The organism is Streptomyces katrae (genome assembly GCF_002028425.1).
GTDB lineage: Bacteria > Actinomycetota > Actinomycetes > Streptomycetales > Streptomycetaceae > Streptomyces > Streptomyces katrae_A.
Window position 1 is genome coordinate 3,651,735 of the sequence record NZ_CP020042.1, and the last position, 17,729, is coordinate 3,669,463.

Sequence of the window (17,729 nt, forward strand, 5' to 3'; positions counted from 1 at the left end):
CGACTTACGAAAGCCGCTTCTTGACGGCGGCGGCGACGCGGCCGCCCTCCGCCAGACCCGCCACCTTCGGGTTCACGATCTTCATGACAGCGCCCATGGCCCGCGGCCCCTCGGCACCGGCCGCCCTGGCCTCCTCGACCGCCGCGGCCACGATCGCGTCGAGCTCGTCGTCGCCGAGCTGCTTGGGCAGGTAGGCGTCGAGGAACTCGCCCTCCGCCGTCTCGCGCGCGGCCTGCTCGTCGCGGCCGCCCTGGGCGAAGGCCTCCGCGGCCTCGCGGCGCTTCTTCGCCTCCTTCGCGATCACCTTGAGGACCTCGTCGTCGGAGAGCACGCGTGCCTCCTTGCCCGCGACCTCCTCCTTGGTGATGGCGGCGAGGGTCAGGCGCAGCGTGGACGAACCGAGTTCGTCGCGCGCCTTGATGGCGGTGGTGAGGTCTTCCTGGAGCTTGGCCTTGAGCGTGGTCATGCCCTTGAGTCTGCCAGGTGCGGGGGCTGTGGCGCCCATCCGTTTTCCGCGTCTGCGACCATGGGGCCATGCGTGCGCGTTACGGAGTACCCCTGAAGGTCACCGCCTCGGTCGCGGCGGTGGGGGCCGCGGGAGTGGCCTACGCCGCCGGGTTCGAGGCCCGCTCCTTCCGGCTGCGCCGGGTCACCGTTCCGGTGCTCCCCGCCGGGGCCCGCCCGCTGCGCGTCCTGCAGGTGTCGGACATCCACATGGTCGGCGGGCAGCGCAAGAAGCGCGCCTGGCTCCAGTCCCTCGCCGGGCTGCGCCCCGATTTCGTCGTCAACACCGGTGACAACCTCTCCGACACCGAGGGCGTGCCGGAGCTCCTCGACGCGCTCGGTCCGCTGATGGAGTTCCCGGGCGTGTACGTCTTCGGCTCCAACGACTACTACGGGCCGCGGCTGCGCAACCCGGGCCGCTACCTGATCGAGAAGGCCCAGGGCCGGCACGGCCTGAACGGCAACAAGCCGGTCGTCGGCGCCGTCCACAACCCCTGGGAGGGGATGCGGGACGCCTTCGACGCGGCGGGCTGGCTGAACCTGACCAACACCCGGGGCCGGCTGAAGCTGGGCGGCATGGAGCTGGCGTTCACCGGCCTGGACGACCCGCACATCAAGCGCGACCGCTACGAGCGGGTCGCGGGCGGCCCGGAAGCGGACGCGGACTTCTCGATCGCCGTGGTGCACGCCCCGTACCTGCGGGTGCTGGAGTCCTTCACCGCCGACCACTACCCGCTGATCCTGGCCGGGCACACGCACGGCGGCCAGCTGTGCATCCCCTTCTACGGGGCCCTGGTCACCAACTGCGACCTCGACACGAAGCGGGTCAAGGGGCTGTCGACGTACGAGGCCGGGGGCGAGCGCGCCTACCTCCACGTCTCGGCGGGCTGCGGCACCAACCGCTTCACCCCGGTCCGCTTCGCCTGCCCCCCGGAGGCCACCCTCCTGACCCTCGCCCCGAAGCCCTAGAACCCGGGCGGGGCCCCCGCGGGCACCCCGCGAAAACCGGATTTCGTCTCCGGCGCCGGGTCCGCTAAAGTAATCGATGTCGCCAGGCAGAAACGCCGGGGCGGCGATCGGGGTGTAGCGCAGCTTGGCAGCGCGCTTCGTTCGGGACGAAGAGGTCGTGGGTTCAAATCCCGCCACCCCGACTTCGTAAGACCAGGTCAAGGGCCTGATCCACTCAGTGGATCAGGCCCTTCCTGCGTCTCCGGTGGCTGCTGGGCATCGCCTTCGGGCCGATCGTCTCCTGGAGCCCGATGGCCGCACTGGCCGCACTGGCCGCGTTCATGGTGATGGTCTGCTTCGCGACGGTCGACCGTCGGGATCATCGGCCTGCACAAGCACAGCGCCCGCAAGCACCGCGAAGAGTGAGCAAGCGGGGTGGTGGGTGGGGTACGCCGTTCGGGGGTGGCGCCAAGTGCTGGCGGGCTTGGCTGTGTTCTCTGCCTGTGCGCTGGTGGCGGTGTGTGGGGTGCGGGTGGGGGTGGGGGGTGTTGGAATGCCCGGAGGGGGGTGGCGGGTGTGAGGAGGTGTGGGTATGGGGTGTGGTGGCTTTCGGCTCGGGGGTGTGCTGGGGCACCTGCTGCTGCCCGCCGGGACGGTGGTGCTGATCACCTGGCTGTACTACCTGGCTCCGCTCGACTACGGCTTCGGGGCCGTGGCGGTCCTGGCGCTGGCCGGGGGGCTGTTGCTCTTCGGGTGTCTGGTGCTGTGGCAGGTCGGCGCCATCGCCCGTTCGGCGCGTCCGCGGCTGCGGGCCCTGGAGGCGATGGCCACCGCCGTGCCGTTGTTCCTGGTCCTGTTCGCGTCGACGTACTTCCTGCTGTCGCGTGACCGGCCCCTGTCGTTCTCGGAGCCTCTGAGCAGGACCGACGCCCTGTACTTCGCGGTGACGGTGTTCGCGACCGTGGGGTTCGGGGACATCGCGCCGGCCGACGGGACGGCGCGGGCGCTGACCACCGTGCAGATGGTGGCCGACCTGATCGTGGTGGGACTGGTCGCCAAGGTGCTCCTCGGCGCGGTCCAGACCGGGCTGTCCCGGCAGCCCGAAAGGAGCGGGCCGTGACCGCGACGCAGGCGGGGGAGGCGGAACTGCTGCGGGGGCTGCTCAAGACGCCTCCGTACCGGAAGACGCTGGCGCTGTGCGCCCTGGTCGGCATCCCGGTGTCCCTGGTGTGCTTCTGGTTCCTGGCCGGGCTGCACGAGTTGCAGCACCTGGTGTGGGAGAGCCTGCCGCACGGGCTGGGCTGGGACACGGCGCCGTGGTGGTGGCCGCTGCCGTTGCTGCTGGTCGCGGGGGTCGTGGTGGGCTGGGTGGCCGCCCGGCTGCCCGGTGCGGGCGGGCACGTTCCGGCGGCCGGGCTGGCCGTGGGCGGGGCCTCGACCACGGCGTTGCCCGGGGTGGTGCTCGCCGCGACCGCGAGCCTGCCGCTGGGTGCGGTACTGGGTCCCGAGGCCCCGCTGATCGCCCTGGGCGGCGGGCTCGCGCTGCTGCTGCGGGACCTCGCGCGCGGGCCGGGAACCCCGCAGGCCAGTGTGCTCATGGGGGTGGCGGGGGCCTCCGCGGCCATTTCGGCGATCTTCGGGAGCCCGCTGATCGCGGCGGTGCTGCTGATCGAGGTGGTGGGGGTGGGCGGGCCCCAGCTGGTCGCCGTCATGCTGCCCGCGCTGCTGTCCAGCGGGCTGGGGGCGCTGGTGTTCACCGGCTTCGGGCGGTGGACCGGGCTGAAGACCGGCGGGCTGACCGTCAAGATCCCCGAGGCGGCGCCCCGGCTGGACGTGGCGGACGTGGGCTGGGGGCTGCTGCTGGCGGTGGCCGTGGCGGTGGTGCTGCGGCTGACGGTGGGTGCGGGGCAGGGCGTCGCCGCCTTCGTGACCCGGCAGACCGTCGCCCGCACGGCGCTGTGCGCGCTCGGCGCCGGGGTATGCGCGGCGGTGTACGCCCTGGTCACCGACCGGTCCCCGGCGGAGGTCGCCTCGTCCGGGCAGGCCACGATGGCCTCGCTGGTCGGGAACCCGCACGCCTGGGGGGTGGGCGTGCTGGTGGCGGTGCTGCTGTGCAAGACGGCCGCGTACGCGCTGTGCCTCGGCAGCCTGCGCGGCGGCCCGATCTTCCCGGCCCTGTTCCTGGGGGCCGCGGCCGGGGTGCTCGCGGCGCCGCTGCCGGGCCTGGGCGTGGTGCCGGCCGTCGCGGCGGGGCTGGCCGCGGCCGGTGTCAGCGTGCTGGGGCTGCCGGTCAGCAGTGCGGTGATGGCGCTGCTGCTGACCGGCAGCCCGTCGATGACGCCGGTGGTCATCCTGGCGACGGTCGCCGCCCTGATCACCGCCGAGCTCCTGCCGGTGGGACGCAAGCGCCGCGAACCGGCGCACCCCGCCGGTCAGCGGGCCTGAGCCCGGCCGGAGGACTGCGGGGGCATATGGGTCTCGCAGTCGGATCACGCGTCCAGCGGGTTCGCCGCGATGCGCTTCGCCGCGCCGCCCGCCACGTACGCGGCCGCCGCGCAGGCGGGCTTGCGGGCCGCCTGGTCCTCGACCAGGGACAGGAAGGAGGGGCCGAAGCCGAGACGGGGGTGGGCGGACAGGAGGGCGGCGCGGAAGGCGGGGTCGAAGTCGGGGACGCGCAGGCCCGAGACGTCCGCGCTGGTGCCCACCTGGAGGAGGTGGCTCTCGACGTCCTCGGCGGCGGTGACGTCGTCGCGCATGTGCAGCACGATCACCTCCTCCGCCCGCGCCCGGCGGGCCGCCTCCCAGCCCAGGCCGGCCGTGAAGACGCGCGCCACGTGGCCGCCGGCCTCCTCGAAGGGCAGGGTGTGGCTGTCGAACGGCGCGGTCAGGCCCAGGTCGTGGAGCAGGGCGCTGACGTAGAACAGCTCGGCGTCATGGGCGAGGCCGTGCTGCCGGGCGTACTCGGCGCCGAAGGCGTAGGAGCGGACGGAGTGGTTGAGGAGTGCGGCGTCCGCGTACTCCGAGGCGATCTCGAAGGCGCGGCGGGCCGCGTCCGAGTCAGGCTGGTGAAGGGTCCACGTCATGCACCGCACCTTAGAGGGGCGGGGTGAAGTCCACTTCCGACGGGCCCTGTTGCCCGGGCCACCACAGCCGGGCCGGGGCGGGCGGGTTCTCGGCGAGGACGGTGCCGCGCGAGACCACGTACCGGGGGCGGACCTGGCGGCGGACGGCCTCCTCGGGGGTGGGGGCCGGGAGGAGGACGAAGGAGGCGGGGGCGCCCTCGGCCACCCCGTACTCGTCCGGGCCCAGGCCCAGGACGCGTGCCGCGCGCTCCGTCACCATCGAGAAGGCGAGCGGGATCTCGTCGGCCCCGGTGAGCTGGGCGGCGTACAGGCCGACGAGGGCGGTCTGGAGCGGGTTGCCGGTGCCGAGCGCGTTCCAGGGGTCCATCACGTCGTCGTGGCCGAAGGCCACGTTGACCCCGGCCGCCAGCATTTCCTTCACCTGGGAGAGGCCGCGCCGCTTGGGATAGGCGTCGAAGCGGCCTTGGAGGTTGAGGTTGGCGAAGGGGTTGGAGACCAGGTTGATGCCCGAACGGGACAGGAGGCGCTGGAGTTTGTACGCGTAGGCGCCGTTGTAGGAGCCCATGGCCGTCGTGTGGGAGGCGGTGGCCCGCTCCCGCAGTCCCGTGCGCAGCGCGAGGGTGGCCAGCACCTCCACGAAGCGGGACTGTTCGTCGTCGATCTCGTCGCAGTGGGCGTCCAGCCGCAGCCCGTGCTCCTCGGCCAGCGCGAACGCGGTCCGCAGGGAGGCGATCCCGTCCTCGCGGGTGTCCTCGAAGTGCGGGATCGCGCCGACCACGTCCGCGCCGCGCGCCACGGCCTCGCGCAGCAGCGCCTCACCGTCGGGGAAGGAGACGATCCCTTCCTGGGGGAAGGCCGTGATCTGAAGGGTCATCACTTCCCGTACCCGGTCGCGGACCTCCAGCAGGGCGTCGAGGGCGGTCAGTGAGGGGTCGGTGACGTCGCAGTGCGTGCGGACGTGCAGGACGCCCTGGGCCGCCTGCCAGCGCAGCACCTCGGTGGCCCGCGTGATCACGTCCTCACGGGTCAGGGTCCGCTTGCGCTCGCTCCAGCAGGCGATGCCCTCCCAGAGGGTGCCGGAGGCGTTCGGGCGCGGCTGTCCGGCGGTCAGGGCGGTGTCCAGGTGGATGTGCGGCTCGACGAAGGGGGCGCTGAGCAGCCCGCCATGGGCCTCGATGAGCACGCCCGTCGCCGGCGGCTCCTTCTGGTCGTCGTACGGGAGGACGCGCGCGATGCGTCCGTCCTCGGCTACCTCCACGTCGTGAAGGCCCTCGTCGTGCAGCAGCCGGGCGCCCCGGACGATCATCCGCATGGCGTCAGGCTAGGGCGGCACGGTCGGTGTTTCACGTGAAACACGGACCGTGACCGGATACTGCGTCTGGTGTCGCGGCTCAGCCGCGCTTGGCCTGGGCCTTCTGGTGCATGCCCCGCGTCTTCGCCGAGAGGGACTGGGCATCCCTGCCCGCGGCCTTGGCACGCGCCTCGGCCGCCGTGTTCTTCGCCATCGCCCGCTCGGAGTCCTGATGGCTGTGGTGACCGGTATGCGCCTTCTTGGCCATGATCAACACCCTCTTGGGAAGCGTTCGTCGTACGCCCTCCACCATGCGCCCGTTCGGAGCAGACGGCATCCCGGCGGCCCGTCGGGCCAGAATGGAGGGCATGACCAGCAGCGACAGCGATCTGACCGCCGGTGTGACCCCCGGCGGGACCCGTGGCGAGACCCCCGCTTCCGACATGCCCGACTGGGAGAAGCGGTTCCGGGCCCCGCGCGTGGGGCTCCCCGAATGGGCCGAGGACGCCCCGGACCGCTCGCTCTTCGTCTCGAACGCCACCGGGACCTACGAGCTCTACGCCTGGGACCGCGCCACCGGCACGCAGCGCCAGGCCACCGACCGCCCCAACGGCACCACCGACGGCACCCTCTCCCCCGACGGGGAGTGGATCTGGTGGTTCTCCGACACCGACGGCGACGAGTTCGGCACCTGGGTCCGCCAGCCCTTCGCGGGCGGCCCCGACGAGCCCGCCACCCCCGGCCTGGAGCCCTCCTACCCCGCCGGGCTGGCCATCGGCCGCGACGGGACGGCGGTCGTCGGGCGGTCCACCGACGAGGAGGGCACCACGATCCACGTCGTCCGCCCCGACGGCAGCGCCCCGGCCGTGATCTACCGGCACCGCGAGTCGGCCGGCGTCGGCGACCTCTCCCGCGACGGGACCCTCGTCGCGATCGAGCACACCGAGCACGGCGACGCGATGCACTCGGCGCTGCGCGTGGTCACCCTGGACGGGGCCACCGTCGCGGAGCTGGACGACTCGCGCGGCGGCACCGAGGAACTGGGCCTGGAGGTGCTGGGCTTCGCCCCGGTCGAGGGGGACACCCGGCTGCTGGTCGGCCACCAGCGCCGCGGGCGCTGGGAACCGATGGTGTGGGACGTGGCCACCGGCGCCCAGGAGGACCTTGCGATCGAGCTCCCGGGCGATGTGAGCGCCGAGTGGTACCCGGACGGGAGGGCGCTGCTCATCGAGCACAGCTTCGAGGCGCGCGACGAGCTGTGGCGCTACGACCTGGCCGCGCGGGAGCTCGTACGGGTGGACACTCCCCCGGGGTCGCTGTCGGGGGCCACGGCGCGCCCGGACGGCACGGTCGAGTACCAGTGGTCCTCCGCGGCCGAACCGGCCTCCGTACGGTCCACCGCGGGCGCAGTGGTGCTGGACCCGCCCGGTTTCCGGCCGCCCGGCTCGGTGCCGGTGGAGGACGTGTGGGTGGAGGGCCCCGGCGGGCGGATCCACGCGCTGGCGCAGCGGCCGCAGGGGCACGGCGAGGGCCCCTTCCCGACGGTCTTCGAGATCCACGGCGGTCCGACCTGGCACGACTCCGACTCGTTCGCGGCCGCCCCGGCGGCCTGGCTGGACCACGGCTTCGCGGTGGTCCGGGTCAACTACCGGGGCTCGACCGGCTACGGCCGGGAGTGGACGGACGCCCTCAAGCACCGCGTCGGCCTGATCGAGCTGGAGGACATCTCGGCGGTCCGCGAGTGGGCCGTCTCCTCGGGTCTGGCGGACCCGGCGCGGCTGGTGCTGTCCGGCGGCTCCTGGGGCGGCTACCTGACCCTGCTGGGCATCGGGACGCGGCCCGACGACTGGGCGGTCGGGCTGGCCGCCGTACCGGTGGCGGACTACGTGACGGCGTACCACGACGAGATGGAGGCGCTGAAGTCCCTGGACCGCACCCTCTTCGGCGGCACTCCGGAGGAGGTGCCGGACCGCTTCGAGGCCTCCTCGCCGCTGACGTACGTGGACGCGGTGAAGGCGCCCGTGCACATCGCGGCGGGCGTGAACGACCCCCGCTGCCCGATCCGGCAGATCGACAACTACGTCGACCGGCTCGTGGCGCGCGGAGCGGTCCACGAGGTGTACCGCTACGACGCGGGGCACGGCTCGCTGGTGGTGGAGGAGCGGATCAAGCAGGTCCGGATGGAGCTGGAATTCGCCCTCAAGCACCTGCCTCAGGGCCCGCCGCGCTGACCCGGCACCGGGCTTCGGGTGCACCCCCCGTACCGTTGGTGGGGTGCACCGGTTTCTCCTGACCCCGCGCTGGTGGGGGATCAACGTCTTCGTCGCGCTCGCCATCCCGTTCTGCCTGTTCATGGGGACCTGGCAGCTCGGCCGGTTCGAGGACCGCGTGGGCAGCCACCGGGAGGCGAGCGCCGAGCGGCCCGCCGAGGAGGCGGCCGCGCCGCTGGACTCGCTCCTGCCGGTGGACACGAAGACCTCCGGGCGGCCGGCCTCCGCGTCCGGCGAGTACGGGCAGCAGCTGCTCGTCCCCGACCGGGACCTCGACGGCAAGCGCGGTTTCTACGTCCTGACCCTGCTGCGGACCGACTCCGGCAAGACCGTCCCGGTGGTCCGGGGCTGGATGCCGGGTACGGCGGACGCGGCAAAGGCTCCGGCCCCGCCGGCCGGGCGGGTCGAGGTGACGGGGGCCCTGCAGGCCTCGGAGAACGCCGGCACCAAGGGCGTGCACGCCCAGGGCGGGCTGCCGCCGGGCCAGCTCGGGGTGATCGGGTCGGCCACGCTGGTCAACCTGGTGCAGGACCCGCTGTACGACGCCTGGCTGACGGTGCAGACCCCGGCGGACGGGATGGTCCCCGTCCCGGCGCAGGCGCCCAGCAACACCGGGCTCGACCTGAAGGCCTTCCAGAACCTCGGTTACACCGGCGAGTGGTTCGTCTTCGTCGCCTTCGTGCTGTTCATGTGGTGGCGGCTCTACCGGCGCGAGCTGGAGACCCTGCGCGACGCCGAGGCGGGGCTGCTGCCCGCCGCAAGCCCGGCGGGCACGCCCGGCGCGCCCGGCACCGCCTCCGCCAAAGCGGACACGGACACCTACACGCACGACGCGGACAGCGACGCGGCCCCGGTGAAGGCGGCGTCCGCCGGAACGGCCTCCGCTACGACGTCGGCTGGGGAATGAGCCCCGTCCGGTAGACCGTGCCGCCGCAGGCCTGCGGGATGGTGGTCTGGGTGACCGGGGCGCCCGTGGCGGTGGCCGGGGCGTGCGAGACCGCCACTCCGGCCGTGTCCGGGTCGGCCGGCCGCTGCACTCCGCCGGCCGAGTCGCCGGCCCCGGCCGGGACGCCCGCGGCCCCGCCGGCCGCGGTGTCGGCCGGACCGCCGTCGGACTGGCCCGCCGGGCGCTGCGCCGTACCGTTCTGCCGCTCGGGCGTGGTCGTGGGGCCGGGGGTGCCGGCCGGGCAGGAATGGGCGGAGGGCACCCAGGCGAAGAGGACCTCGTACGCCTGCTTCGGCTGGAGCACCAGAGCCGGCGCCTCCTCGGCGGGGTCGGGCAGTCCGCTCGCCGGGTCCCCCGCCGTGTGGCCCGTGACCGTCACCCCGCGGGGCTGTGCGGGCGGCGGGCCTTGCGTCAGGGAGGCGGCCGTCACGGTGTCGGGGCCGGTGACCGTGCAGCCCCGGGGGGAGACGTTGGTGACCTTGAAGCTGCCGTAGACCTTGCCGTCGGACTCGGGGGCGCGGGCGCTGCCCGCCACTCCGAGCTGGTCGGCGGTGCATTCGGGGGCCGCGGCGGCCGCTCCGGCCGGGGGCTGCGGGCCGTTGCCGAGGGGGGCCGTGGGGAGGCCGTCGCCGGAGGGGCCCGCCGATACGCCGCCGGAGGGGGAACCGCCGGGCCGCGGGGAGGGCCGTCCGCCCGTGCCGCCCGGCGTCTGCCCCCGGTCGGCGGGCCTCGTCGGCTGCGGCCGCGTCCCGCCCTCGGGCCCGTCGTGGTGCGGGTCGCCCGGGAGGCCGCCCGGTGCCTCGCCGTGGCCCGCCATCGCCGAGTGCCCGGCGGCGGAGCCCTCGTCCTCCTCGCCCAGGTGCAGTGCGGCGGGGATCCCGGTGCCGGCCAGGAGCACGGCCACGGCCGCCCCGACGAGGGTCTGCCGTTTGCGGGCCCGGCGTGCGGGCACGGCGTGGCGCAGCCGCTCCAGTGCCCCTTCGGAGGGTTCCAGGCCCTGCACGGCCCCGGCGAACAGGCTGCGCAGCACCTGCTCGTCACCGGCGGTCGGGGTGGCGGGGCCCGGCGGGTTCTTGTGGTCGTCCCTCATGACTGCGCAGCCTCCATCGCCACCCTCAGCGCGGCAATGCCCCGCGATCCGTACGCCTTGACCGAGCCGAGCGATATGCCGAGCGTCTCGGCGACCTGGGCCTCCGTCATGTCCGCGAAGTAGCGCAGCACCAGCACCTCGCGCTGGCGGCGCTGGAGTCCGCGCATGGCCTTGATCAGGTCGTCGCGCTCGAGCTGGTCGTACGCCCCTTCTTCCGCGCTGGCCATGTCCGGCATCGGCTTCGACAGCAGCTTGAGGCCGAGGATGCGGCGGCGCAGTGCCGAGCGCGAGAGGTTCACGACGGTCTGGCGGAGGTAGGCCAGGGTCTTGTCGCGGTCGCGCACCCGGTTGCGGGCGGAGTGGACGCGGATGAAGGCCTCCTGGACGACGTCCTCGCAGGAGGCGGTGTCGTCGAGGAGGAGCGCGGCCAGGCCGAGGAGCGAACGGTAGTGGGCCTGGTAGGTCTCGGTGAGGTGGTCAACGGTGGTCCCGGCCACGACGGGCGGCGCATCGGCGGCGGCTCCCCCGGCGGCGATGGCGGTTCCGGCGACGGCGGTTCCGGCGACGGCGGCCATGTCGGCAGCCGCGGGGCCCGCGGCCGGCTCCGCGTGGTCACGGGGCGCGGGCACACGGACGCCCGGCGCCGCCCCGACGGGCGGCGCGGCGGGAACGCCCGCCGGCGGGACGGGCACGATCACAGGAATGCCGCCGTATGCGCCGGTGCGCCGGCGCGGGGGAACGATCCCCGGGCGTGCCGGTACGACGGCGAAGTCCAAGAGTGCCTCTGCCACGCCCGTTGGACACGCGTGCCCCCGCCAGGGTTGTACGCGCGAGGCAGAGTATTCAGCAATTTCCCCATTGCCTTCATGCGTACCCGCTCTTCCCGATTGCCCCATTCATCCAGGCGGCAGTCGGGCCATCACCTTGACCAAGGGATCACAACCGATCCTACAAAGCGGATTACGCGAATTCACCCGCGATCAGTTCCGAGATCTGAGCGGCATTCAGCGCGGCGCCTTTGCGTAGATTGTCCGCGCACACGAAGAACTCCAGGGACCGGGCGTCGTCCAGCGAGCCCCTGAGCCGGCCCACCCAGGCCGGATCCGTCCCGGCCGCGTCGGCCGGCGTCGGCCACTCCCCCGCCGCCGGATCGTCCACGAGGACCACCCCGGGGGCCGCTTCCAGGATCTCCCGGGCGTGCGCCGCGGCCACCTCCCGCTCGAAGCGGGCCCGCACGGTCAGGGAATGCCCGGTCACCACGGGAACCTGTACACAGGTCACGGAGACCGGAAGGGCCTCCAGGCCCAGGATCCGCCGGGTCTCCGCCCGTACGGCCAGCTCGTGCGAGGACCAGCCGTCCGCGCGCAGCTCGCCGGACCAGGGCACCACGTTCAGCGCGAGCGGGGCCGCGAACGGCCCGGTGTCCTCGCCGACCGCGCGCCGCACGTCCCCGGGCTGCTCCCCCAGCGGGCTCCCGGCGACCAGCGACAGCTGGCGGCGCAGCGCCTCCGCGCCGGCCCGGCCCGAACGGCTGGCGGCCTGGTACGAGGAGACGGCCAGCTCGGCCAGCCCGTACTCGGCGTGCAGCGCGCCCAGGGCGGCGATCATCGCGGCGGTCACGCAGTCCGGGCCCGCGACGATCCCGCGCGGGCGGCTGCGTACGGCGGGGGCGTTGACCTCGGGCACCACCAGGGGCACCTCGGGGTCCTCCCGGAAGGCGGCGGACTGGTCCACCACCACGGCCCCGCGCGCGGTGGCGACGGGAGCCCAGCGCGCCGACACCTCGGCCGGGGTCAGGAAGAGCACGACGTCGCCCTCGCCAAGGCCCTCGAAGGCGTCCTCGGTGAGGGCGAGCACCTCGGTCTCCTCGCCGCGGACGGCCAGCAGGCGGCCGGCCGAGCGTGGGGAGGCGATCAGGCGTATGGCGCCCCAGACGTCCGCCCGCTGGGACAGGATCTGGAGCAGGATCGATCCGACCGCCCCGGTCGCCCCGACCACGGCGAGCGCCGGGGCCGGGGCCGACCGGTGCGGACTCATCGTCCGGTGCCTCCGTAGACGACCGCCTCGTCGCTGTCGGAGTCGAGGCCGAAGGCCGTGTGGACGGCGATGACGGCCGCGTTGACGTCGTCCTGGCGGGTCACCACCGAGATGCGGATCTCGGAGGTGGAGATCAGCTCGATGTTGACGCCCGCGTCGGACAGCGCCTGGAAGAAGGAGGCGGTGACGCCGGGGTTGGTCTTCATGCCCGCGCCGACCAGGGAGATCTTGCCGATCTGGTCGTCGTAGCGCAGGGAGTCGAAGCCGATCTGCCCCTTGGCCTTCTCCAGGGCGTCGATGGCCTTGTGGCCCTCGGCCTTGGGGAGGGTGAAGGAGATGTCGGTCAGGCCCGTGGAGGCCGCCGATACGTTCTGGACGATCATGTCGATGTTGATCTCGGCGTCCGCGATGGCGCGGAAGATGGCCGCGGCCTCGCCCGGCTTGTCCGGGACGCCGACGACGGTGATCTTGGCTTCGGAGACGTCGTGGGCGACTCCGGAGATGATGGCGTGCTCCACCTGCTCGTCCCCTTGCGACTCGGGCTTCTCGTTGCTGACCCAGGTACCCGGCAGTCCGGAGAAGGACGAACGGACGTGGATCGGAATGTTGTAGCGGCGCGCGTACTCGACGCAGCGGTGCAGCAGCACCTTGGAGCCGGAGGCCGCGAGCTCCAGCATGTCCTCGGAGGAGATCCAGTCGATCTTCCGGGCCCTCTTCACGACGCGGGGGTCCGCGGTGAAGACGCCGTCGACGTCGGTGTAGATCTCACAGACCTCGGCGTCCAGCGCCGCGGCCAGCGCCACGGCGGTGGTGTCCGAGCCGCCGCGGCCCAGGGTGGTGATGTCCTTGGAGTCCGCGGACACGCCCTGGAAGCCGGCCACGATGGCGATGTTGCCCTCGTCCAGCGCGGTGCGGATACGGCCCGGCGTCACATCGATGATGCGCGCTTTGTTGTGGACCGAGTCGGTGATCACGCCTGCCTGGCTGCCGGTGAACGACTGGGCCTCGTGGCCCAGGTTTTTGATCGCCATGGCCAGCAGGGCCATGGAGATCCGCTCCCCGGCGGTCAGCAGCATGTCGAATTCGCGCCCGGCAGGCATCGGCGATACCTGCTCGGCGAGATCGATCAGCTCGTCCGTCGTGTCGCCCATCGCGGAAACCACGACGACCACCTGGTGGCCGTTCTTCTTGGCATCCACGATCCGCTTGGCGACGCGCTTGATGCCCTCGGCATCGGCTACGGAGGAGCCTCCGTACTTCTGCACGACAAGGCCCACGTGCGCTCCTCGCTCGGTCCGTCTCATTGCGGGTGCAGTCTAACGAGCGGCCGGGATCCGACCGCCTCGTACCACATCATGAGATGGGATTATTTACGGCCGAGACGGCCGAGCTCCTGCTCCATGACCTGGCCGGCCTGCTCCACGAGGTCCTCCTCGGTCAGGTCCTCGTCCGTGTCCAGGCCGTCCAGGGCCGCGAGCGGCTGGTCGAGACGGACGTGCGAGATCAGCGACTGGAGGGCCCGCAGGGTGGCCGAGGCCGTCGGCCCCCAGTTGGTGAAGTACGAGAACTGCCACCACCACAGCGCCTCGGTGACCCGGCCCGCCTGGTGGTGGATGAGCCCGTGCCGCAGGTCGGCGACCACGTCGGCCAGGTCGTCGGAGATCCGGTGCGCGACCGGGGCCTTGCGCGGCTCGTACGGGTCGAAGACCTCGGAGTAGACGTCGACCGGCTCCAGCATCACGGCGAACCGCTCGCGCAGCTCGTCCACGTCCGGCTCCGGGCCCAGGTCGGGCTCGTAGCGCTCCTCGGGCAGGACGTCCTGGTACGCGCCCAGCCGGCCGCCCGCCAGCAGCAGCTGGGACACCTCCAGGAGGAGGAAGGGAACGGCGCTGTCCGGGTCCTCGCCCTTGGCCACCTCGGTGACCGCGACGAGGAAGGACTCGATCTGGTCCGCGATCGAGGCGGCGAAGTCGTCCGGATCCTGTCCCAGGGCGTGCAGCGTTGCGTCAGACATCGAGAAGTCGCCTTCCTTCAAAGGCCCGCCCGAGCGTGACCTCGTCCGCGTACTCCAGGTCTCCCCCGACGGGGAGCCCGCTGGCCAGGCGGGTGACCTTCAGGCCCATGGGCTTGATCATGCGGGCGAGGTAGGTGGCGGTCGCCTCGCCCTCCAGGTTCGGGTCGGTCGCGAGGATCAGCTCGGTGACCGTCCCGTCCGCGAGGCGCGCCAGCAGCTCGCGGATGCGCAGGTCGTCGGGGCCGACGCCCTCGATCGGGCTGATCGCGCCGCCCAGGACGTGGTACTTGCCCCGGAACTCGCGGGTCCGCTCGATCGCGACCACGTCCTTCGGCTCCTCGACCACGCAGATCACCGTGGCGTCGCGGCGCGGGTCGCGGCAGATGCCGCATCGCTCCTCCTGCGCCACGTTCCCGCAGACCGCGCAGAACCGGACCTTCTCCTTGACCTCGAGCAGCGCGTGCGCGAGGCGGCGGACGTCGGTGGGCTCGGCCTGCAGGATGTGGAAGGCGATCCGCTGCGCGCTCTTGGGCCCGACGCCGGGCAGCCTGCCCAGCTCGTCGATCAGGTCCTGGACCACGCCTTCGTACAACGGAATGCCTTCTTTCGGTTCTGGTGCCGTGTTCTACAGGGAACGGGGAGGGAAAGGGAAGGGACGGGAACGAAAGGGGCGGGCTAGAAGGGGAGGCCGGGGATGCCGCTGCCGGCGCCGCCCAGGCCCTGGGCCAGCGGGCCCAGCTTCTGCTGCTGGAGCGCCTGCGCGTTCTCGTTGGCCGCCTGGACCGCCGCGACGACCAGGTCGGCAAGGGTCTCGGTGTCCTCCGGGTCCACGGCCTTCGGGTCGATGACCAGGGCCCGCAGCTCACCGGAACCTGTGACGGTGGCCTTCACCAGGCCGCCGCCGGCCTGCCCCTCGACCTCGGTCCGGGCCAGCTCCTCCTGGGCCGTCGCAAGGTCGCGCTGCATCTTCTGGGCCTGCTGGAGGAGCTGCTGCATGTTGGGCTGGCCACCACCGGGAATCACGGGTACTCACTCCATCTGCGCATCGGCCTGGCTTCGGCCGTCGGGAACGCTCGGTCAATCCGAGCCTACGTGCTCCCCGCGCGCCGCGCCCTACGCCGGGAGGACCAACTCTTTCGGGTGAGAGAGGGGGCGTGCGCGTCCCTGAGGGAGCCCTCCTTGCGGGCGGAAAACCGGGGATTCGTTGTCCATCGCGTGTCATTCGAAGGTAGGAAGAGCATGCGCACCATTGCGCACACGCGCACCACGACACGTCAGTGCAGGCAGAGGGAGTGCCCGGGTGAGTCAGCCGGAGATGCAGCCCGAGGGGCCACCCCGGGATCCCGCAGAGGACGGCGACCTGACCGGCCGGCCGTTCCCCCTCGGCGACTGGGGCGAGCCCGCCGAGCGGCTCGACGAGCTCTACCGGCGGGTGGAGGCCGACGCCCTGCGCACCGCCGAGTGGTACCTGTCGGACCGGGCCTGGAAGCGGCGGGGCGCGCGGACCCTGCGGGCGGGCGCGGCCGTGGGCGCCGTCACGGGGGCGGCGATGCCGCTGCTGGAGCTGACCGGCTCGGCTCCCGGGGTGGCCCCGTACGGCTACCTCTCGCTGCTGCTGGCCGCGGCCTGCCTGGCCTGCGACCGGTTCTTCGGGCTGACGTCGGGGTGGATGCGCGACGTGGCGACCGCCCAGGCGGTGCAGCGCAGGCTCCAGACGCTCCAGTTCGACTGGGCCTCGGAGAACGTGCGCGAGGTGCTGGGGCCGACGGAGGGGACGGCGAGCGAGGCCGCCGAGCGCTGTCTGACGGTGCTGCGACGGTTCTCGGAGGACGTCACGGAACTGGTGCGCTCCGAGACGGCCGACTGGATGGTGGAGTTCCGGGCAGGGCCGACGCCGCTGGCCATGCAGTCCCTGGCCGCCGCCCCGGCCCGCCCGGACCCGGGGCTCCCCCCGGCCCGCTTCCCCCTCCCCCCGGGCACCCGCCCGAACATGCCGCGCCAGCGGCCCCCGGAGCAGCCCCGCTGAGCGGGGCGGGCCCCCTCAGCTAAAGATGATCATGGAGCCCTGGCCCAGGCTCCGGGTGGCCGCCGCGTGCAGGCCCAGCCAGACGTGCCGCTCCCGCGCGAAGGGGCTCGCATCGTACGGGATCGGCCCCGCCGGCTCCTCCAGCGCCGTCGGTCCGCCCGGCGGCGCCGGCGCGGCGGGGGGATTCACGGGGTTTATCCCGATCGCGGGGGCGACGAAGGCCAGCTCCCGCAGCAGCCCCTGCGCCGACCCCAGCGGACCGCCCCCGGCCAGCAGCTCCTCGTTGGCCAGCGGCGCGGGGAAGTCCACCGGGACGTAGGCCCCGGCGTGGTCGTAGTGCCACACCAGGTGCGACTGCTGCGCGGTGGGCTCGAACATCTCCAGCAGCTGCTCGTAGTCCCCGCCCAGCTCGTCCACCGGCGTCACCGGCAGTCCGCAGACCTGCAGCAGGTACGCCCGCCGCAGGAAGTGCAGGGCGTCGTAGTCGAAACCGGCCACCGGGGCCACGTCCCCGCTCAGGCCCGGCATGTAGGCGAACACGGGCACCGACGGCAGACCCGCCTCGCCCAGCGCCTTGTCGTACGCGGCGATCTCCTCCGCGAAGGGGTTGTCGGGGCTGTGGCACAGCACGTCGACAAGGGGGACCAGCCACAGGTCACAGGCCACGCGGGCTCCGATCAGTCGTTGCCGCCGATCCGGTCAGCGTAATGCGCCGGACACGCTCCGCGAAGGGGTGCGCAGAACCTGGCGCGACGGGCTGACGCCGGGCCCGCGCCTCAGAGGGTGGCGGCCCAGTCCAGCCCGTGCTGGTTGTAGGCGCGCACGATGCGGCGCACCTCCTCGGCGTCGGCCAGCGTCACCGCGTCGACCAGCTCGCCGTGCCCGTCCCACAGGGCGGTCCCCAGCTCCGGGGCCTCCTGGAGGTGCGGCACGGAGAAGACCCAGCACTGCACGCGGATCCGGTGCAGGAACTCGGTGATGTACGTGTTGCCGACCAGCCCGCTGAGCTCCCGCCAGAACCGCAGGTCGTAGCCGATCAGCACTTCGAGCGAACCGCTGCGCGCGGCCCGCCGCGCCTCCTCCGCGCGGCGGCGCACGGACACCAGCCGCTCGGCCGAACCGGGCGCGGTCCCGCACTCGACGAGCCGGCGGAAGATCCCGTCCAGTATCAGCATCCGGGCCTCGATCATGCCCCGGTAGTCGTCCACGGAGTAGACGCGGACCCGGAAGCCCCGGTGCTGCACCGATTCCAGCAGCCCCTGTGCGGAGAGGTCGACGAGCGCCTCGCGGACCGGGGTCGCGGAGACCTCATACTGCTCGGCGATCTGCTTGACCGTGAACTCGGTGCCCGGGGGCAGACGGCCCGCGAGCACCTCGTCACGCAGCGCGTCCGCGATCTGCTGTCGCAGGGTGCTGCGGGTGACACCTCCGCCGCTGCCTGACATAGGGGCCCGTCTCCTCGGTAGAACTTCGGACACCTTAGGCCAGACAGCGCGGCCGAAACCGATCGGTTCCCCGCC

The 17,729-nt window shown here is 73.0% G+C and carries 19 protein-coding genes and 1 tRNA gene; 7 read left to right on the forward strand and 13 right to left on the reverse strand.

Going from position 1 to position 17,729, the window contains the following annotated elements; all coding sequences use genetic code 11:
- Positions 1 to 4: 4 nt before the first annotated feature.
- Positions 5 to 466: a GatB/YqeY domain-containing protein gene (locus B4U46_RS16425; RefSeq protein ID WP_079428224.1), complete on the reverse strand. Its 462-nt coding sequence runs from the start codon at positions 464 to 466 to the stop codon at positions 5 to 7.
- A 68-nt stretch (positions 467 to 534) separates the two neighbouring features.
- Here B4U46_RS16425 and B4U46_RS16430 point away from each other — a divergent pair, with 68 nt between their 5' ends.
- The 4 genes from B4U46_RS16430 to B4U46_RS16445 all read left to right on the forward strand — a co-directional run bounded on the left by B4U46_RS16430 (position 535) and on the right by B4U46_RS16445 (position 3,897).
- Positions 535 to 1,473: a metallophosphoesterase gene (locus tag B4U46_RS16430; protein WP_079428226.1), complete on the forward strand. Its 939-nt coding sequence runs from the start codon at positions 535 to 537 to the stop codon at positions 1,471 to 1,473.
- 108 nt (positions 1,474 to 1,581) lie between these two features.
- Positions 1,582 to 1,655, forward strand: a tRNA-Pro gene (locus B4U46_RS16435).
- 419 nt (positions 1,656 to 2,074) lie between these two features.
- Entirely contained in the window at positions 2,075 to 2,572 is a 498-nt protein-coding gene (locus B4U46_RS16440; protein ID WP_237292910.1) for a potassium channel family protein, read from the forward strand.
- Positions 2,569 to 3,897, forward strand: a complete 1,329-nt coding sequence (locus tag B4U46_RS16445; protein WP_079428230.1) for a chloride channel protein — start codon at positions 2,569 to 2,571, stop codon at positions 3,895 to 3,897. Before B4U46_RS16440 ends, B4U46_RS16445 begins: the two co-directional genes overlap by 4 nt.
- 44 nt (positions 3,898 to 3,941) lie before the next feature.
- Here the strand turns inward: B4U46_RS16445 and B4U46_RS16450 are convergent, their stop codons facing one another.
- The 3 genes from B4U46_RS16450 to B4U46_RS37400 form a co-directional block, all read right to left on the reverse strand.
- Positions 3,942 to 4,535, reverse strand: coding sequence for an HD domain-containing protein (locus tag B4U46_RS16450; protein ID WP_079428232.1), 594 nt, complete (start codon positions 4,533 to 4,535; stop codon positions 3,942 to 3,944).
- Between the two features lie 10 nt (positions 4,536 to 4,545).
- The gene (codA, locus tag B4U46_RS16455) at positions 4,546 to 5,847 is read right to left on the reverse strand and encodes a cytosine deaminase (RefSeq protein ID WP_237292912.1); all 1,302 of its coding nucleotides are present in this window, start codon (positions 5,845 to 5,847) and stop codon (positions 4,546 to 4,548) included.
- A 79-nt stretch (positions 5,848 to 5,926) separates the two neighbouring features.
- Positions 5,927 to 6,094, reverse strand: coding sequence for a hypothetical protein (locus B4U46_RS37400; protein WP_159036766.1), 168 nt, complete (start codon positions 6,092 to 6,094; stop codon positions 5,927 to 5,929).
- A 91-nt stretch (positions 6,095 to 6,185) separates the two neighbouring features.
- Between B4U46_RS37400 and B4U46_RS16460 the strand changes: the two genes are divergently transcribed.
- Positions 6,186 to 8,057, forward strand: a complete 1,872-nt coding sequence (locus B4U46_RS16460; protein WP_420543176.1) for a prolyl oligopeptidase family serine peptidase — start codon at positions 6,186 to 6,188, stop codon at positions 8,055 to 8,057.
- Between the two features lie 43 nt (positions 8,058 to 8,100).
- Positions 8,101 to 9,003 (forward strand): SURF1 family protein, encoded by a 903-nt coding sequence (locus tag B4U46_RS16465; RefSeq protein WP_079428234.1) that lies wholly within the window; start codon positions 8,101 to 8,103, stop codon positions 9,001 to 9,003.
- Here the strand turns inward: B4U46_RS16465 and B4U46_RS16470 are convergent.
- The 7 genes from B4U46_RS16470 to B4U46_RS16500 form a co-directional block, all read right to left on the reverse strand.
- Complete coding sequence (locus B4U46_RS16470) at positions 8,981 to 10,132, reverse strand: hypothetical protein (protein WP_079428236.1); 1,152 nt, start codon at positions 10,130 to 10,132, stop codon at positions 8,981 to 8,983. The two genes, B4U46_RS16465 and B4U46_RS16470, sit on opposite strands and share 23 nt — an antisense overlap.
- The gene (locus B4U46_RS16475) at positions 10,129 to 10,923 is read right to left on the reverse strand and encodes a SigE family RNA polymerase sigma factor (RefSeq protein ID WP_237292915.1); all 795 of its coding nucleotides are present in this window, start codon (positions 10,921 to 10,923) and stop codon (positions 10,129 to 10,131) included. The genes B4U46_RS16470 and B4U46_RS16475 overlap by 4 nt, the downstream gene beginning before the upstream one ends.
- 169 nt (positions 10,924 to 11,092) lie before the next feature.
- On the reverse strand, positions 11,093 to 12,169 hold the full coding sequence (locus B4U46_RS16480; RefSeq protein ID WP_079428238.1) for an aspartate-semialdehyde dehydrogenase: 1,077 nt from the start codon (positions 12,167 to 12,169) through the stop codon (positions 11,093 to 11,095).
- Positions 12,166 to 13,446, reverse strand: coding sequence for an aspartate kinase (locus B4U46_RS16485; protein WP_079428240.1), 1,281 nt, complete (start codon positions 13,444 to 13,446; stop codon positions 12,166 to 12,168). Before B4U46_RS16485 ends, B4U46_RS16480 begins: the two co-directional genes overlap by 4 nt.
- Before the next feature lie 89 nt (positions 13,447 to 13,535).
- Positions 13,536 to 14,183, reverse strand: a complete 648-nt coding sequence (locus tag B4U46_RS16490) for a DUF5063 domain-containing protein (RefSeq protein ID WP_079428242.1) — start codon at positions 14,181 to 14,183, stop codon at positions 13,536 to 13,538.
- The gene (gene recR / locus B4U46_RS16495; protein ID WP_042816380.1) at positions 14,176 to 14,775 is read right to left on the reverse strand and encodes a recombination mediator RecR; all 600 of its coding nucleotides are present in this window, start codon (positions 14,773 to 14,775) and stop codon (positions 14,176 to 14,178) included. Before recR ends, B4U46_RS16490 begins: the two co-directional genes overlap by 8 nt.
- 83 nt (positions 14,776 to 14,858) lie before the next feature.
- Complete coding sequence (locus tag B4U46_RS16500) at positions 14,859 to 15,206, reverse strand: YbaB/EbfC family nucleoid-associated protein (protein ID WP_045945808.1); 348 nt, start codon at positions 15,204 to 15,206, stop codon at positions 14,859 to 14,861.
- A 277-nt stretch (positions 15,207 to 15,483) separates the two neighbouring features.
- Between B4U46_RS16500 and B4U46_RS16505 the strand changes: the two genes are divergently transcribed.
- Positions 15,484 to 16,209, forward strand: a complete 726-nt coding sequence (locus tag B4U46_RS16505) for an SLATT domain-containing protein (RefSeq protein WP_185117294.1) — start codon at positions 15,484 to 15,486, stop codon at positions 16,207 to 16,209.
- 15 nt (positions 16,210 to 16,224) lie between these two features.
- Here the strand turns inward: B4U46_RS16505 and B4U46_RS16510 are convergent, their stop codons facing one another.
- Together B4U46_RS16510 and B4U46_RS16515 are read right to left on the reverse strand one after the other, a co-directional pair.
- Complete coding sequence (locus tag B4U46_RS16510) at positions 16,225 to 16,875, reverse strand: hypothetical protein (protein WP_079428246.1); 651 nt, start codon at positions 16,873 to 16,875, stop codon at positions 16,225 to 16,227.
- A 110-nt stretch (positions 16,876 to 16,985) separates the two neighbouring features.
- The gene (locus B4U46_RS16515; RefSeq protein WP_079428248.1) at positions 16,986 to 17,654 is read right to left on the reverse strand and encodes a GntR family transcriptional regulator; all 669 of its coding nucleotides are present in this window, start codon (positions 17,652 to 17,654) and stop codon (positions 16,986 to 16,988) included.
- Positions 17,655 to 17,729 lie beyond the last annotated feature (75 nt).

Excerpts from the sequence above, each read along its gene's own strand:
- B4U46_RS16515 (WP_079428248.1), bottom strand. The coding sequence starts at position 17,654 with ATGTCAGGCAGCGGCGGAGGTGTCACCCGCAGCACCCTGCGACAGCAG.
- B4U46_RS16470 (WP_079428236.1), bottom strand. The coding sequence starts at position 10,132 with ATGAGGGACGACCACAAGAACCCGCCGGGCCCCGCCACCCCGACCGCC.
- B4U46_RS16490 (WP_079428242.1), bottom strand. The coding sequence starts at position 14,183 with ATGTCTGACGCAACGCTGCACGCCCTGGGACAGGATCCGGACGACTTC.
- B4U46_RS16425 (WP_079428224.1), bottom strand. The coding sequence starts at position 466 with ATGACCACGCTCAAGGCCAAGCTCCAGGAAGACCTCACCACCGCCATC.
- codA (WP_237292912.1), bottom strand. The coding sequence starts at position 5,847 with ATGCGGATGATCGTCCGGGGCGCCCGGCTGCTGCACGACGAGGGCCTT.
- B4U46_RS16480 (WP_079428238.1), bottom strand. The coding sequence starts at position 12,169 with ATGAGTCCGCACCGGTCGGCCCCGGCCCCGGCGCTCGCCGTGGTCGGG.
- B4U46_RS16450 (WP_079428232.1), bottom strand. The coding sequence starts at position 4,535 with ATGACGTGGACCCTTCACCAGCCTGACTCGGACGCGGCCCGCCGCGCC.
- B4U46_RS16460 (WP_420543176.1), top strand. The coding sequence starts at position 6,186 with ATGGAGGGCATGACCAGCAGCGACAGCGATCTGACCGCCGGTGTGACC.
- B4U46_RS37400 (WP_159036766.1), bottom strand. The coding sequence starts at position 6,094 with ATGGCCAAGAAGGCGCATACCGGTCACCACAGCCATCAGGACTCCGAG.
- B4U46_RS16430 (WP_079428226.1), top strand. The coding sequence starts at position 535 with ATGCGTGCGCGTTACGGAGTACCCCTGAAGGTCACCGCCTCGGTCGCG.